Origin of the sequence: Azospirillum rugosum (genome assembly GCF_017876155.1) — a bacterium.
Taxonomy (GTDB): Bacteria; Pseudomonadota; Alphaproteobacteria; order Azospirillales; family Azospirillaceae; genus Azospirillum; species Azospirillum rugosum.
This window is the reverse complement of the sequence record NZ_JAGINP010000023.1, coordinates 105447-120029: the sequence shown is the minus strand read 5'-3', so window position 1 is coordinate 120029 and position 14583 is coordinate 105447. Positions and strand designations below refer to the sequence as shown.

Annotated in this window: 19 protein-coding genes; 8 read left to right on the top strand and 11 right to left on the bottom strand. The window is 70.9% G+C overall.

All coding sequences use genetic code 11. The annotated features are described in order from the left end of the window. The first annotated feature begins 42 nt into the window (after positions 1-42). Positions 43-681, top strand: a complete 639-nt coding sequence (gene maiA / locus J2851_RS27195) for a maleylacetoacetate isomerase (protein ID WP_209770248.1) — start codon at positions 43-45, stop codon at positions 679-681. Positions 682-688: 7 nt separating this feature from the next. On the opposite strand, the gene J2851_RS27190 is transcribed toward maiA, so the two are convergent. The 5 genes from J2851_RS27190 to J2851_RS27170 form a co-directional block, all read right to left on the bottom strand. Further along, positions 689-1579, bottom strand: coding sequence for a DMT family transporter (locus tag J2851_RS27190; RefSeq protein ID WP_209770247.1), 891 nt, complete (start codon positions 1577-1579; stop codon positions 689-691). Positions 1580-1849: 270 nt separating this feature from the next. After that, positions 1850-2566, bottom strand: coding sequence for a metallophosphoesterase family protein (locus J2851_RS27185; RefSeq protein ID WP_246500963.1), 717 nt, complete (start codon positions 2564-2566; stop codon positions 1850-1852). Continuing rightward, positions 2559-3320 carry a nucleotidyltransferase domain-containing protein gene (locus tag J2851_RS27180; protein WP_209770246.1) on the bottom strand — a complete coding sequence of 254 codons (762 nt, stop codon included), beginning with the start codon at positions 3318-3320 and terminating at the stop codon, positions 2559-2561. The genes J2851_RS27185 and J2851_RS27180 overlap by 8 nt, the downstream gene beginning before the upstream one ends. 28 nt (positions 3321-3348) lie before the next feature. Then, the gene (locus J2851_RS27175) at positions 3349-3543 is read right to left on the bottom strand and encodes a YbdD/YjiX family protein (protein ID WP_209770245.1); all 195 of its coding nucleotides are present in this window, start codon (positions 3541-3543) and stop codon (positions 3349-3351) included. Next, entirely contained in the window at positions 3536-5632 is a 2097-nt protein-coding gene (locus tag J2851_RS27170; RefSeq protein WP_209770244.1) for a carbon starvation CstA family protein, read from the bottom strand. The genes J2851_RS27175 and J2851_RS27170 overlap by 8 nt, the downstream gene beginning before the upstream one ends. Positions 5633-5825: 193 nt before the next feature. Here J2851_RS27170 and J2851_RS27165 point away from each other — a divergent pair, with 193 nt between their 5' ends. The 3 genes from J2851_RS27165 (at position 5826) to J2851_RS27155 (ending at position 7493) form a co-directional block, all read left to right on the top strand. Then, the gene (locus J2851_RS27165) at positions 5826-6422 is read left to right on the top strand and encodes a hypothetical protein (RefSeq protein ID WP_209770242.1); all 597 of its coding nucleotides are present in this window, start codon (positions 5826-5828) and stop codon (positions 6420-6422) included. After that, the gene (locus J2851_RS27160; protein WP_209770240.1) at positions 6422-6640 is read left to right on the top strand and encodes a hypothetical protein; all 219 of its coding nucleotides are present in this window, start codon (positions 6422-6424) and stop codon (positions 6638-6640) included. The genes J2851_RS27165 and J2851_RS27160 overlap by 1 nt, the downstream gene beginning before the upstream one ends. A 142-nt stretch (positions 6641-6782) precedes the next feature. After that, the gene (locus J2851_RS27155; RefSeq protein WP_209770239.1) at positions 6783-7493 is read left to right on the top strand and encodes a cold-shock protein; all 711 of its coding nucleotides are present in this window, start codon (positions 6783-6785) and stop codon (positions 7491-7493) included. A 146-nt stretch (positions 7494-7639) separates the two neighbouring features. Here J2851_RS27155 and J2851_RS27150 read toward each other — a convergent pair whose 3' ends face one another. Continuing rightward, on the bottom strand, positions 7640-7957 hold the full coding sequence (locus J2851_RS27150) for a DUF2934 domain-containing protein (protein WP_209770238.1): 318 nt from the start codon (positions 7955-7957) through the stop codon (positions 7640-7642). A 16-nt stretch (positions 7958-7973) separates the two neighbouring features. After that, a complete protein-coding gene (locus J2851_RS27145; protein ID WP_209770237.1) occupies positions 7974-8408 on the bottom strand; it encodes a CBS domain-containing protein in 435 nt (144 codons plus the stop codon). Between the two features lie 92 nt (positions 8409-8500). Between J2851_RS27145 and J2851_RS27140 the strand changes: the two genes are divergently transcribed. Next, positions 8501-8983, top strand: a complete 483-nt coding sequence (locus J2851_RS27140; RefSeq protein ID WP_209770236.1) for an ATP-binding protein — start codon at positions 8501-8503, stop codon at positions 8981-8983. On the opposite strand, the gene J2851_RS27135 is transcribed toward J2851_RS27140, so the two are convergent. Next, complete coding sequence (locus tag J2851_RS27135) at positions 8971-9636, bottom strand: NnrU family protein (protein ID WP_209770235.1); 666 nt, start codon at positions 9634-9636, stop codon at positions 8971-8973. The two genes, J2851_RS27140 and J2851_RS27135, sit on opposite strands and share 13 nt — an antisense overlap. Before the next feature lie 65 nt (positions 9637-9701). After that, entirely contained in the window at positions 9702-9917 is a 216-nt protein-coding gene (locus tag J2851_RS27130) for a DUF1003 domain-containing protein (RefSeq protein WP_246500962.1), read from the bottom strand. Between J2851_RS27130 and J2851_RS27125 the strand changes: the two genes are divergently transcribed. The 3 genes from J2851_RS27125 (at position 9916) to J2851_RS27115 (ending at position 11893) form a co-directional block, all read left to right on the top strand. Further along, a complete protein-coding gene (locus J2851_RS27125; protein ID WP_209770233.1) occupies positions 9916-10536 on the top strand; it encodes a DedA family protein in 621 nt (206 codons plus the stop codon). The two genes, J2851_RS27130 and J2851_RS27125, sit on opposite strands and share 2 nt — an antisense overlap. Before the next feature lie 122 nt (positions 10537-10658). After that, a complete protein-coding gene (locus J2851_RS27120; RefSeq protein WP_209770231.1) occupies positions 10659-11120 on the top strand; it encodes a DUF4398 domain-containing protein in 462 nt (153 codons plus the stop codon). 11 nt (positions 11121-11131) lie between these two features. After that, on the top strand, positions 11132-11893 hold the full coding sequence (locus tag J2851_RS27115; RefSeq protein WP_209770230.1) for an OmpA family protein: 762 nt from the start codon (positions 11132-11134) through the stop codon (positions 11891-11893). 122 nt (positions 11894-12015) lie between these two features. Here the strand turns inward: J2851_RS27115 and J2851_RS27110 are convergent, their stop codons facing one another. After that, positions 12016-12504, bottom strand: a complete 489-nt coding sequence (locus tag J2851_RS27110; protein WP_209770228.1) for a pyrimidine dimer DNA glycosylase/endonuclease V — start codon at positions 12502-12504, stop codon at positions 12016-12018. Between the two features lie 48 nt (positions 12505-12552). Further along, positions 12553-14391, bottom strand: a complete 1839-nt coding sequence (locus J2851_RS27105) for an ABC transporter ATP-binding protein (RefSeq protein ID WP_209770226.1) — start codon at positions 14389-14391, stop codon at positions 12553-12555. Between the last annotated feature and the right edge of the window lie 192 nt (positions 14392-14583).

The following is a 14583-nucleotide window of genomic DNA, read 5'->3' as shown; positions in this document are numbered from 1 at the left end:
CCGGGCAGCCGGGACCGCGGCTGATAAGAATCGGGAGGGATCATGAAGCTTCACACCTACTTCCGCTCCTCCGCCGCCTTTCGGGTGCGCATCGCCCTGAACCTGAAGGGCGTCACGGCCGAACAGGCCTTCGTCCACCTGCGCAAGGGGGAGCAGAGCGCCGAGCCTTTCGCCGACCTCAACCCGCACAAGCTCGTGCCGGCGCTGGAGGTGGACGGGCGGGTGCTCACCCAGTCGCTCGCCATCATCGAGTATCTGGACGAGACGCACCCGAACCCGCCGCTGCTGCCCGCCCACCCGCTGGACCGCGCGCGGGTGCGCGGGCTGGCGCTGGCGGTGGCCTGCGACATCCACCCGCTGAACAACCTGCGCGTCCTCCAGCACCTGAAGGGCGGCATGGGGCACTTCCAGGCGGAGGTGGACAGCTGGTACCGGCACTGGATCACCGTCGGCCTGACGGGGCTGGAGGCCCAGCTGGCGCGGGAGCCGGAAACCGGGCGCTTCTGCCACGGCAACACGCCGACTCTGGCCGACGTGGCGCTGGTGCCGCAGCTCTACAACGCCCGCCGCTTCGGCAGCGACCTGTCCGGCTACCCGACCCTGCTGCGGATCGAGGAGGCCTGTCTCGCGCTGCCGGCCTTCGCCGACGCGATGCCGGAACAGCAGCCGGACGCGGAGTGAGGTTGGTCTAGCGGTTGACGATCAGCGCCACGCCCAGCACCGCGACGGCGGCGCCCGCCCAGGCGCCGGCGCCGGGAAGCTGGCGGGTCCAGACCCACAGCATGGGCAGGATCAGCACGGGGCTGGTCGCCGACAGGGTGGCGACGATGCCGGCGTTGCCGTGCGCCAGCCCGATCAGCAGGAGCGTCATGCCGAGCCCCAGGCCGATGAAGCTGTTGACCGCCACCTGCCCGACCAGCCGCGGCGTCAGCTCCGCCCCGAAGCCGAAGCGCTGGCCGGGCAGCAGCCCGCCCGCGAACAGCAGCAGGCCGGAGGTGCCGACGCGCACCGCCGCCGCGGCGATCGGGTCGGTGCCGGCGGCCATCACCGGCTTGGCGATGATCGAGCCCACCGCCTGGCAGCAGGCCGCGACGAGGCAGGCGCCGACCCCGACCAGCAGGCGCCCGCGCACCGCCTCCCAGTCGTGGCTTTGGTTGCCGGAACGGAAGAGGACCGCCAGCATGACGCCGGCCGTCACCAGCAGGATGCCGATGGCCGTCCACGGCCCCATCGCCTCCCCCAGCAGGACCCAGGCGAGCAGGGCCGTCAGCGGCGCGTTGGTCGCGTAGATGACGGAGTTGCGCCGGGGGCCGATGCGCCCCAGCGCCCAGAACAGCGCGGTGTCGCCGCCGACGATGCCCACCGCCCCCGACAAGGCCAGGATGGCGGCGGCGCTCAGGTCCAGCGTGTGCCAGGTGCCGAGCGCCGTGGTGGCGACCGACAGGCCGAGGAAGGCGCAGGTCATGCGCAGCCGGTTGAAGGCGATCGGCCCGATGGCGCGCACCGGCCCGATGGCGATCAGCCCGCCCGCCGCCCAGCAGAGCGCGGCGCCGAGCGCGGCAAGGTTGGCGATCATCATGACGGGGGGATGGAAGAGGGGAGGTGCGGCATGGTGGCCGCACCCTACGATGGCGATTCGCGCAAAGGCCAGCGTGAAACTCGCATGGCGGGGGTGTGGGGAGGGGGGTGTGGAGCGTGGAGCGTGGGGAGCGGTCGCATTGGGCCCCCACCCTAACCCTCCCCCATCTTCGACGGGGGAGGGAACTCCGCCGGGATCGCGCTCAACTCCTCCCCCCGTCGAAGATGGGGGGAGGTCGGGAGGGGGGCCCAACGCCCGGCGCTTCTCCCCTCACACCTCGATCAGCGCGTAGGGCCGGCCAGACTCCTTCTCGATGGTCTGGGCGACGTTGTAGACCGGGGTGCCGCGCATGGTCTTGCCGGCGTAGCTGCCGTGGTGGGCGTGGCCGTGCACCACCGCCTGCACGTGGAAGCGGTCGATGGTCTCGGCCAGCCGGGAGGAGCCCAGGAAGGGGAAGATCTCCGGCGGCTCGCCCCGCACCGTTTCGGCGATGGGGGCGTAGTGCAGGACGACCATCGTCCGCTCCGTCTCTAACTGGCGGAGCGCGCTTTCCAGACGCATGGCCTCGTTCACCGCCTCGTGCACGAACTGCTTGATGGTCGGCTCGCCGAAGGCGTCCAGCATGCGGTTCTCGAAGCCGCCGCCGAAGCCCTTCACCCCGGCGAAGCCGACGCCGCGGATCTCCTGCGGGTTGCCGTCCAGGAAGTGGACGCCGGCCTGCTCCAGCACGTGCTGAAGCTCCTCCACATGGCCGCATTCATAGTCGTGGTTGCCCAGCACCGCGACGATGGGGATGCCGATGCCGCGCAGATCCTCGGCCAGCACCTCCGCCTCGCGCGGCTTGCCGTGGTTGGTCAGGTCGCCGGCGAGCACCAGCACGTCCGCCCGGTCGGCGATCTCGCGGAACAGCTCCCGGTAAGGGTGGACGGAGGTTTCGCCCACGTGGATGTCGCCGATGGCGGCGATCTTCAGGGTTCCATCAGCCATGTTTCGATTCCTCGCCGACGACGTCGGCGAACCCCCATTCGGTGACGTCGATCAGGTAATCCTCGCGCGAATACAGGCGGCCGCGGCAGATGCGGGTCTGCGGCACGGGCAGCTTGGCGCGTTCGTTCAGGCGGTCCAGCAGCTCCTGCAACAGCCAGGCGGGGATGTGGTCGCGCTCCGTCGGGTAGATGAAGCGGAAGTTCAGGACGTGCATCAGCAGCACCTCCCAATACTGCTCCATGTGGCCGAGCAGGCGCTTCCAGTCGATGCGCTCGTGCTGCTTCAGGATCATGTGCACGACGTCGGGGCCGTCGTACTTGTGCCGCATCTGCACGAAGGACTTGGAGAAGACCATTTCCGTCGGCGGGATCAGCTGCACGTCGGCGCCGCAGATGATGGCGCGGTGGTCCTCCTCGAACCAGCGGTCGGTGACCGGGTTGATGGCGGCGGCGGAGTTGAAGATCACGTCGAAGAACAGCTCCCCGTGCTTGACCTTGCCGATCCAGCGCTCGTCCTCGATCTCCGTGGTGAAGCCGCGGTCCTGGAAATAGGCCAGGATGCGCGGGAAGTCGCCGCCCCGGCAGAAGACGTCGATGTCCTTGGTCGGCCGGGTGATGCCCGTGTAGGCGCTGACCGCGTAGGTGCCGCCCAGCAGGAAGGGGACGCTCGAGTCCTTCAGCAGCTTCAGGCTTTCCGTGTAGAAGGCCTCCGCCTCGGGGCTGACGTCGGCGTTGCCCTCGCGGGGTTCGTCCATCAAGCAAGCACTCCTTTGCAATGTCTCCTCAGCAACAGCCGCGCGCGTTGCGCGGGTCGTAGCGGCGGTCCTGGCAGTAACGGAAGAACTCCTCGTAGGTCATGACGGGCTCGTCCGGGTGGGTCTCGCGCCGGTGGGCGACGTAGGTGTCGTAGTCGGGGATCCCGACCATCAGCCGCGCCGTCCGCCGCATGGCGAGCCAGAGATCCATGGCTTCATGCATGGCTCATCCCCCTCGGTCGGGCGGTGGCGGCACCGGCCGGGCCGGTGACCTCCTGCGCGGTGGCGTGGGGCTCCGCCATGGCGCGGCGGATCCAGATCAGGCCGAAGACGACCATCGCGATCACCACCGCCATGAACAGGCCGGTCAGCGCCGCGTCCACGTAGTCGTTGACCAGGACGCGCCCCATCTCCTCCGCCGTCTTGGCGGGGGCGAGCAGCTTGCCCTCCGCCATGGCGGCGGAGAAGCGGTCGGCGTGCGACAGGAAGCCGATCTTCGGGTCGGGGTGGAACAGCTTCTGCCAGCCGGCGGTCAGGGTGCAGACCAGCAGCCAGACGGTCGGCAGGATGGTCACCCAGGCGCCGGCCTGCCGCTTCATCTTGAACAGCACCACGGTGACGACGATCAGCGCGATGGCCGCCAGCATCTGGTTGGCGATGCCGAACAGCGGCCACAGCGTGTTGATGCCGCCCAGCGGATCGACCACGCCCTGGTAGAGGAAATAGCCCCAGGCGGCCACCGCCAGCGACGTCGCGATCAGGTTGGCGCCCCAGCTGTGGGTCTGCCGCATGAAGGGGACGGCGGTGCCCAAAAGGTCCTGGATCATGAAGCGCAGCACGCGCGTGCCGGCGTCCACCGTGGTCAGGATGAACAGCGCCTCGAACAGGATGGCGAAATGGTACCAGAAGGCCATCAGTGCCTGCCCGCCGACGGCGCTCGACAGGATGTGCGCCATGCCCACGGCCAGCGTCGGGGCGCCGCCCGCGCGGGACAGGATCGTGTGCTCGCCCACGTCGCGGGCGATCTGGTCCAGCGCGTCCGGCGTGATGGCGAAGCCCCAGCCGGTGATGGTCTGGGCCGCCTGCACGCTGTCGGTCCCGATCAGGGCCGGCGGGCTGTTCATGGCGAAATAGACGCCGGGATCCAGGATGCAGGCGGCGATCAGCGCCATGATGGCGACGAAGGCCTCCGTCAGCATCCCGCCATAGCCGATGAAGCGGGCCTGCGTCTCGTTCTCCAGCATCTTCGGCGTGGTGCCCGACGAGATCAGCGCGTGGAAGCCCGACACCGCGCCGCAGGCGATGGTGATGAACAGGAAGGGGAACAAGGCACCGGAGAAGACCGGGCCGGTGCCGTCGATGTAGGGCGTCACGGCGGGCATCTTCAGCTCCGGCCAGACGAACAGGATGCCGATGGCCAGACCGGCGATGGCCCCGATCTTCAGGAAGGTGGACAGGTAGTCGCGCGGGGCCAGCAGGAACCACACCGGCAGCACCGACGCGCAGAAGCCGTAGGCGATGATGATCAGCGCCAGCGCCGTGCCGGAATAGGTGAAGAGCGGGGCGAGCGTCGGGCTCTCGCTCACCGTCTGGCCGAAGACGATGCTGCCCATCAGCAGGACGAAGCCGATCACCGACATCTCCCCGATGCGGCCCGGCCGGATGAAGCGGCTGTAGACGCCCATGAACATGGCGATGGGGATGGTCGCGAAGACGGTGAAGGTGCCCCATGGGCTGCCGACCAGCGCCTTGACCACCACCAGCGCCAGCACGGCCACCAGGATGACCATGATCAGCAGCACGCCGATCATGGCGATCACGCCGGCCACCGGCCCCATCTCCATCCGCGCGATGTCGCCCAGCGAGCGGCCGTCGCGCCGGGTGGAGGCGAACAGCACCACGAAGTCCTGCACGGCCCCGGCCAGCACCACGCCCACCAGGATCCAGATGGTGCCGGGCAGCCAGCCCATCTGCGCCGCCAGCACCGGCCCGACCAGCGGCCCGGCCCCGGCGATGGCCGCGAAATGGTGGCCGAACAGCACGTACTTGTCGGTGGGGACGTAGTCGAGCCCGTCGTTGTAGCGCACGGCGGGCGTCACCCGGTCGGCCTCCAGCCGCAGCACGGACCGCGCGATGTACAGGCTGTAGAAGCGGTAGGCGATCAGGAACACGCAGACCGAGGCGACGACGAGCCAGACGGCGTTGATCGTCTCCCCCCGGTTCAGGGCCATGAAGCCGGTGGTGCCCACCAGCGCCAGCGTCACCAGCGCCCATTTGGTCGCGGTCCAGGCCTTGCTTCCAGCGGCTTGCATGGCGGTCTTTCCCTCCCGAACGACCCCGTAACGGACCTTCAACAGGGCAGCGGGCCGGAATGGCACCCGCCGCAAGGCCGAACACGCGAAAAACGTTCGACAGGCCGGGCGAAGGCCCGATCCGCGGTTGTCGGGAACCCCAGGGGCTTCGCCACGGTTGAGTTGGGTGAACCGCTGATGGAGAAATCGCGCCATGATCGGGAAACGCCTGATGAGGACGGGCCTGACGAGGACTGCGCCGCGGCGCGCCCTTCTGGGGGTGCTCGCCGCCGCGGGGCTGACGCTGGGTGGCGCCGGGGCCGCCTCGGCCCAGTCCTGCGCCGACCAGGTGGAACGCTTCGCCGCCGACCACAGCCTGTCCACCACGCCGCCACCGACCGCGGCCCCGGCCGCGCCGGGCACCTCCGGCTCGACGGCCGGCTCGACCGCCGGATCGCCGAGCGCCAGCGACGGCGGGGGCTCCGGCACCGCCAGTTCGGAGAAGCTGGCCCAGTCCGGCGGGGTGGTGGCGCCACCCGCCGTCGGGGACACCGCTGTGATCGAGCCGCCGCGCGCCGGCACCGGCAACATGCCGACGGCACCCGCCCTGCGGCCCGACGCCGGGCCGGGCGGCGGCAGTGGGTCGAGCGGCGCCATGGGCCAGGCGGCACAGAACGCCCAGCTGGACTCCCTGGTGACCGCCGCGCGCTCCGCCGCCAAGCGCGGCGACGAGGCGCAGTGCATGGAAAGCCTGACCCAGGCCAAGCGGCTGACGCAGACCACGCCCGGCGGCACGGGCGGGGGCGGCTGATGATGGCGCCGCTGATGGGCAAGCTGCTGGTGGAGGGGGCGGTCCGACTCGGTCCCCACCCGCCGGCTCCGCCCACGCCGGACATGCCGGTTCCGCCGCCCGTCCAGCCTCCGGACGTTCCTGATGACCCGTCGCGGCCGCCGATGGGCGACCCGCCGGACGCCATCCCCGTCCCGCCGGAGGAGCCGCCGCCGGCGCCGGACCGGCTGGCCCGCTGAAGCAAATTGGGAATACCGGCCGCGGGCGGGCGTTTCGGCCCGCCTGCGGTCTTGTGATTCCGCGCGGGACAGGCGATGTCTTTTGCGGAGCGCCGGATCGCGTGCCGGCGTCAGCGTCGCCTCTTGGAGTTCAGTGGGTCTCATGCACCGTCAACCGCCGCGCCAGCACGTGTACCGCCAGCCCGTCGTCCTCGGCACCCAGGTCCAGGCCACCGTGAAGTGGTACGATCCGAACCGCGGATTCGGCTTCGTCAAGTTCGAGGACGGCTCCCCCGACGCCCTCATCCCCGCCGCCATCGTCGGCACCGCCGGCTTCGACGCCCTGCCGGACGGCGCCACCGTCGTGGTGGACGTGGTGGAAGGCCGCAAGGGCAACCAGGTCAGCGTCCTGCATTCGGTGGACACCTCCACCGCCGCCCCCTCCCGCCCCCCGCGTCCGCAGGGCGACCGCCCGCAGGGTCCGCGCCCGTCCTTTGGTGATCGGGGCGGTGATCGGGGCGGCGACCGCGGGTTCCGCGACCGGGGTGACCGCGGTTTTGCGGACCGGGGCGGAAATCGGGGCAGCGATCGCGGCTTTTCGGATCGGGGCGGCGATCGCGGTGGTTTCGGCGGCGGCTCGCGCCGTCCGGCGTCGGGCGGTCCGACGTCCCAGGTCGACGGCACCGTGAAGTGGTTCAACACCACCAAGGGCTTCGGCTTCATCGCCCAGGACAACGGCGGCCAGGACGTCTTCATCCACCTGAAGGCGCTGGAGCGCTCCGGTCTGCGTGGCCTGAACGACGGCCAGCGCGTCCGCATCACCGTCCGCCAGGGCGACAAGGGCCCGGAGGCGGTGTCGGTCGAGGAGGCGTAAGCTCCCGCTACGGATTGCCCCCTCCCTCCCGCTTCGCGGGTCCCTCCCTCCCCCGCTGCGCAGGGGAGGGCCTATTTGCGGAGCCGGCGGCAGTTCCCTCTCCCGCGCAGCGGGGGAGGGTTAGGGAGGGGGCACGATCGCCGGACTTACGTCCGCGTCCCCGCCCAGCCGGTCGCCGTCTCCTCCGCCGGATCGTTCGCCGACGCGCGCCCCTGGGAATGGCCGTGGGAATGCGCGTCGACGCCGCGCAGATGCTCGGCGGCTTCGCGCAGCGTGCGTTCGCTGGCGTTGTCGGGGACCTGGATGCCCGCGTCGGGACCCAGTGCGGCGTCCTCCTCGGCGATTTCGCGGGTGGCTTGCTGCCAGTGGTCGATGTGGCGTCCCTCCGGGCGGCCTTCCTGTTCCCAGAGGGCGTAGGCCCGCGTGCGGATGCGCGGGTCGTCCTTGCCGATGATGTGCTCCATGGCCGTCTCCTCGCTCTCAGGTGCGGTCCGGTTCGGACGGGGTCGAAATCTGCTCCAGCGCCGATTCGACGGTGCGCTCGTCCTTGGCGTCGGTGGCGAGATCGCCCAGCGACACGATTCCCACCAGCCGCTTGTCGCGATCGACGACGGGAACGCGGCGGATCTGCTGGCCGCCCATCAGGCGGGAAACCTCGTTGACCGGGTCGTCCTCGTAGCAATAGCGCGGCTCCGTGGTCATCACCTCGGACACCTTGCACTGGTCCGGCGCCATGCCGGCGGAGGTGGCGCGCACGGTGATGTCGCGGTCGGTGATCATGCCGACCAGCTTTTCGCCGTCGCACACCGGCAGGACGCCGACGTTCAGCTGGTCCATCAGCTGGGCGGCCTTGCGGATGGACTCGTTCGGCCCGACGATCTGGACGTCGCGGGTCATGATGTCTCGAATGCTCATGGAATGGCGCCTTCCCTTGCGGTGTTGCTTGGCGGTTTCCATGGCTCAACAGCCGGCGCCAAGCGGAGTCCCGGCCGCCAGCGGGGGTACTCTTGCCGACCGTCTACGTGCTGATGGGGCCGCCGGGCAGCGGCAAGACGACGTGGCGCAACGCCTTCCTGGCGGAGCGCGCCGGACGGGCCGTGGCCGTCAGCCGCGACGACGTGGTGGCGGAGGTCGCGGCGGCCGAGGGCGTCTCCTACCGCGCGGCGTGGCGCGCCTTCTCCCGCGCGATCGACAAGGAGTACCGGCGCCGCCTGACCGACGCCTTCACCCACGGGCTGGACGTGGTGGCGGATGCGACGAACGTCACGGCCAAGGCGCGCCGCCGCGTCCTGTCCCGCGTGCCGGAGGGGTGGGAGCGCGTCGGCGTCCTGTTCGACGCGCCGGACGCGGTGCTGGTGCAACGCCTGGAGGATAGAGCGGCGGCCGGCGGCCCGGCGGTGCCGCCCTGGCTGGTCGCCAAGATGCGCGCCGACTGGGTGCCGCCGGCCCCGGACGAGTTCGACCGGGTCGAGACGGTCTACAGCCAGTAGAGCGGGTCGATGCCGAACAGCAGGGGATGGACGGCGATCATGCCGGCATAGGCGGCGAGGCCTCCCAACAGGCGCCCCCAGCCGATCTCTGTAAGGGCGAGGCGCTGGCGGCCCGCCAGGATGGCGGCGAAGGGCAGGACGGAGGTCTCAGTCCGGTAGGCGCGGCCGGCCTCGCTGCGGCGCAGGACCCAGTCGTTCTTGACCATGGCGAACAGCGCGATGGCGGCCATGGTGCCGAACAGGACCACGCGCCGGCCGTCGCCGGTCGCTTGGACATGCAGCAGCGCCCACAGCAGCAGCCCCAGGCTGCCCGGGTAGCGCGTGATGCGGAAGATCCCCGCGGGCGTGTTGGGCGCCTCCGGATGGCCGGCCTTGCTGGTGACGCGGGCGACGATCAGCAGGAAGGCCAGCGGCATCAGCGCCACGACCAGCGGCGCCGCCCAGCCGGCGGGGGTGAACAGCAGCGCGCTGCCCGCCGCCTCGCGGTAGGCCCAGATGAACAGGAGCAGCGCCAGGGTCGAGCCCAGCGAGTGCAGGGCGACGAAGCCGCCGCGCCCCATCCGGGCGATCAGCGCCGGCCGCACCCCCGGCCAGGAGGGCAGGGCGTGGCTGGCGAACAGGACAAGGGCGGCGAGGGAGAGGTCAGCGGTCATGGCCCCCAGCAAACACCCGAACGGCCTTCGGGCTCTTGACGGCGATCAAACAACGATGCCTCCGATCACTTCCGCAGGCGCTTTTCCTGCATGATCTCCAGCTGGAGCTGCTGGATCTCGGTCAGGCGCTGCCACTGCCGCTGGATCAGGTAGTCCATCTTCTCGTGCAGATGCCGGATCTCCAGCTCCGCCTTCAGGTTGACGCGGTAGTCGTTCTCCGACCGCAGCCGGTCCTTCGGACCGGAACGGAAGGGCTTTCCCGGCGGTTCAGGGAAGGCCATGACGCAGTGGATCACCGACATCGTCCAGCATCTCGGCTATGCCGGCATCTTCCTGATGCTGGTCCTGGCGCGCGTGCTGCCGCCGGTGCCGGCGGAGACGGTGATCCCGCTGGCCGGGATGGGGGCGGTGAACGGCGACTTCAACCTGCTGCTGGTGGCGCTGGCCGGCGGGCTGGGCTCCGCGGCGGGGGAGTTGATCTGGTACCTGCCCGCGCACCTGCTGGGGCGGGAGCGGTTCGAGGGATTCCTGCGCCGCTATGGCCACTGGCTGACCGTGCGCCCGGAGCAGGTGCACCAGGCGACGGAGTGGTTCGCGCGGCGCGGCGGCATCGCGGTGATGCTGTGCCAGCCGCTGCCGGGGCTGCGCACGCTGATCTCCATCCCCGCCGGGGCCTGCGGGCTGCGCATCCCGGTCTTCCTGGCCTACGCCGCCACCGGATCGACCCTGTGGGTGCTGGTGCTGGCGACCACCGGCTACCTCGTGCGCTCCGGCTTTCCGTGGCTGGCCAACTACATGGTGCCGGGGGCGCTGCTGCTGTTCGCCACGCTTCTGCTGCTCTACGTCGTGCGGCTGGTGAAGCACCGCCGCGGGGCGCGCCTGTCGCGCAGCGGCGGGTGACCGGTGGGGGCGGGTAACCCGCTACCCGGTTGGGGCGCGGAACTTTCCGGGGTTGCGGTCCGTTGGACCGGCGAATGCACACCACGGCCGGCTTTTCCGGCCCACCAGGAAGCCTTCGAACGATGAACCGGACCCGAATCACGACCCTGGGATGGCGCGCCGCCGCCGTCCTTGCGGCGGCGGCTGGGCTGGCCGCCTGCGCCGACGTTCCGCCACCGACCGCCCAGCTCGGCGCCTCCGCCCAGGCGGTGCAGACCGCCGAACGGGCCGGCGCCCTCCAGTACGCCCCGGCGGAGTACCAGTCCGCCCGCGAGAAGCTGGGTGCGGCCGACAACGCCATGCGCAACGACGACCGCACCAAGGCCCGCCGCCTCGCCGAAGAGGCGCAGGTCGAGGCCGACCTCGCCACCATCCGCAGCCAGCGCGCCACCGCGCAGCAGGCGGCCGGCGCCGTGCGCAGCCTGGCCGGCCCGCAGGCGACCAACACCGGGACCATGCCCCGCGCCGCCGCGCCGACCCTGCCGCCGGCCACCAGCGGAACCTCCGATTGGAGCGTGCCGCGCACGCCGGGAGGCACGCCATGAGGACGTCCGCGATGAAGAAGTCTCTGGGTGCCGTATCGCTCGGCGCGCTGGCCGTGGCGCTGGCCGCCTGCTCGACCCCGGCGGAAAGCCCGTCGCTGGTGCAGGCGCGCCAGACCTACCAGAGCGCCGCCGCCACCCCGCAGGTCGCCAGCAACGCGACGCTGGAGCTGCGCCGGGCCGAGGAGTCGCTGCGCCGGGCCGAGGCCGCGCGCAACGACGGCAACGCCGCGGAGATGGACCACCAGGCCTACCTCGCCAGCCGGCAGATCCAGATCGCCCAGGACGTGGCCGCGCTGAAGGGCGCGCAGAACGTCGTCGCCAACGCCGACACCTACCGCCTCCAGTCCCGCAACGCGGAGCTGGAGCAGCAGCTGCGCGACCTCCAGGCCCAGCGCACGGAGCGCGGCATCGTCATGTCGCTGGGTGACGTGCTGTTCTCCACCGGCAGCGCCAACCTGACCTCCGGGGCGCAGACGCGGATCGACCGGCTGGCCCAGTTCCTCCAGCAGTATCCGGACCGCACGTTGCAGATCGAGGGCTACACGGACAGCACCGGTTCCTCCTCGACCAACCTGCGCCTGTCGGAGGCCCGCGCCATGGCCGTCCGCGACGCGCTGACCGCGCGCGGCGTCAACCCCGGCCGCATCGTCGCCCAGGGCATGGGCGAGGCGCAGCCGGTCGCCTCCAACAGCACCGACGCCGGCCGGCAGCAGAATCGCCGCGTCGAGGTGGTGATCTCCGACCCGGGCTCGGTCGCTCAGTCGCGGCCGTAAAGGTGTCGGGCTGAGGCCCCCTCCCTAACCCTCCCCCGCTTCGCGGGAGAGGGGACTGGGGTAAGCGGCAGCAGTTCCCTCCACCGCTGCAAGCGGGGGAGGGTTAGGGAGGGGGCGAAATGTTACGGCAGCGCCGCCCCGGCCATGAAGTCCGGGACGGGGCGGTTGGTGTAGCGGGCGAACCGGGCTTTCTCCGCGCGGTAGAAGTTGCGGTAGGAGGCGATCGGGTCGCCCGCGACCTTGTAGGGCTCCGGCATGCACAGCGGCACCGGCGTGAACCGGCCCTCGCCCAGCCGCGCCCGCCAGTCGCCGCCGTGGCGCAGCTCCTCCAGGACGCCCGCCGTCTTGTGCGGGCGGCCGAATCGGTGCGTGAACTCCGCCGCCAGCCCGTCGGCCAGATCCAGCGCCCAGGCGTAGTTCGCCGCACCGGAGCGCACCCAGACGGTCATGGGGTGGTTGACGTAGGCCGCCTTGTAGCCGAGGTCGAACCCGTTCAGCCGTAGCGCGGTGCTGAGCATCTGCGCGGTTTCCACCAGCATCTTGCTGACATGCTTGTCGCAATGCAGGCGGGCGGCTTCGGCCGGGTCGGGGTCGAGGAAGAAGATGTTCATGGCGGACGAAGATGGGCGGCGCGCGGTCGTCTGAACAGGGGCCGTCCGTTATGCCGCCGCCTGGGTCGCGCCGTGGTAGTTGCGCCACATCGCCTGGAAGCGCTGGTCGCGGGCCAGCAGCTCGTCCATCGTGCCGACGTCCACCAGCGTGCCGGCCTCCATCAGCACCACCGTGTCGAAGCGCGGCAGCAGGTGCAGGCGGTGGATGGCGGAGACGACGCAGGCGTCCCGGAACTCCTCCAGCAGGCCGTCGTAGACGCGCAGTTCCGTCGCCGGGTCGACGCTGCTGGTCGGCTCGTCCAGCATGACGAGGCTGGAGCTTTGCGCGGCGAGGATGCCGCGGGCGAGCGCCAGGCGCTGGCGCTGGCCGCCGGACAGGTTCACGCCGCCCTCGCTGATTGGCGTGTCGAGCCCGGCCGGCAGCGTTTCCAGCACCGGGCCCAGCTGCGCCAGCCGGCAGGCGCGCACCACCTCGCTCGGCGGGTAGTCGACGCCCATGGTGATGTTCCGGCGGATGGTGCTGTCGAAGATCTGCGGCTCCTGCGGGATCAGCGTGGTGACGGAGGACAGGTCGCGCAGGTCCGGCCGCGCCGCGCCGTCCACCGACAGGGCTACGGCGTCGGCGGCGTAGAGGCCGGCCAGCACGCGCAGCAGCGTGCTCTTGCCAGATCCGCTCTCGCCGATCAGGGCGATGCGCCGGCCGCGCGCGAGGTCCAGCGACACGCCGTTCAGGGCCGGGCGCGGGCGTGCCTCGCCGGGGCGGGCGGCGTGGCGGAAGGTGAGGTTCTCGACGCGGATGGTCCGCCAGCCGTCGGGCAGGCTGGCGGCGGCGCCGGCGCGCGGCTCGGCGGTCAGGATCGCCTCGGCCCCGGCGACGTCGGCCTGATGGCGGACGAGGTCCTGCCAGTGCGTGGCCATGGAGCCGACGACCGTGCCGATCTGCTGCGCGTACTGGTGCACCATGACGGCGGTGCCCAGCGGCACCATCCCGCCCTGCCGCCACGCCAGCCAGGCGTAGAGCACGACCAGCCCGCAGCGCAGCGCGTTGTTCAGCAGGTCCACCGCGCACCACTTCGCCTCGTTGACCACGATGTGGTGGCGGATCGGCTCGAACAGCTGGTCCAGCCGCTCGCCCAGCACGCGGCGGGTCGCCGCCTGGAGGCGCAGCGTCAGCACGGTGGAGACGTTGCCGACGCAGTCCGACAGGCCGGCGAAGTAATGGCGCTCGCGCCGGTTCTCCTCGGTCAGCAGGCGGACCATGGTGCCGTCGAACCAGACCAGCAGCAGGGCCAGCGCGCCGTAGCCCGCCAGCGCCGCGAAGCCGGTCAGGGCGGATATGAAGACCAGCGCCGCGATGGGCCCCAGCAGGTTGACGAGGTTCTGCAAATAGATGAACTGGTGCTGCGCGAAGCCGAACAGCGCGTTGGTCGCCTTGGCCATGCGCTGGATCGTCTCGCCGGAATGGTTGCGGTCGTGCCAGGCCAGCGGCAGCGTGACCAGCTTGGCGTAGAGCGCGTCGGCGAAGCGCCCGCGCACCCGCAGCGCCACGAAGCGCTCCATCACCCGGCCGGGCCCGTGCATCGCCCAGCCGAGCACGGCCGCCCCCATCATCAGCGCCATGTACTCGCCGGCAGTGCCCAGATCCTGCGTGGCCGAGGATTGCAGCGCGTTCACCGCCGCGCCGAACAGGTAGGGGATGGCCAGCCGCGTGACCTGCGCCAGCAGCAGCAGGGTCAGGAAGGTGCCCAGCAGCCCCCGCGAGCCGGCGGTGTTGCGCCAGAAGGTGCCGTACAGCCGCTTCAGTCCCGAGGCGAGGCTCCGCATCGGCGTCCCGGAGGCTCCGGGGGAAGCGGCGGCGTTGGCCGGGGTGATGGCGGATTTGGTCATGGGGGACGGCCCCTTTGCCCGTGTGGTCTGTCCGTGGATGGGCGGCCGAGGCTAGGGGTGTAATGGTTAACTGAAATTTACCGTAAATCCGGCCGACTGTGTCAATTCCGGGTTCGGCGGGCGGCAACGGAATCGTGTGGGACTTCAACAAAATGCAATGTTCTCTTTACCTTTTTCCGGGTGTGGATTTAC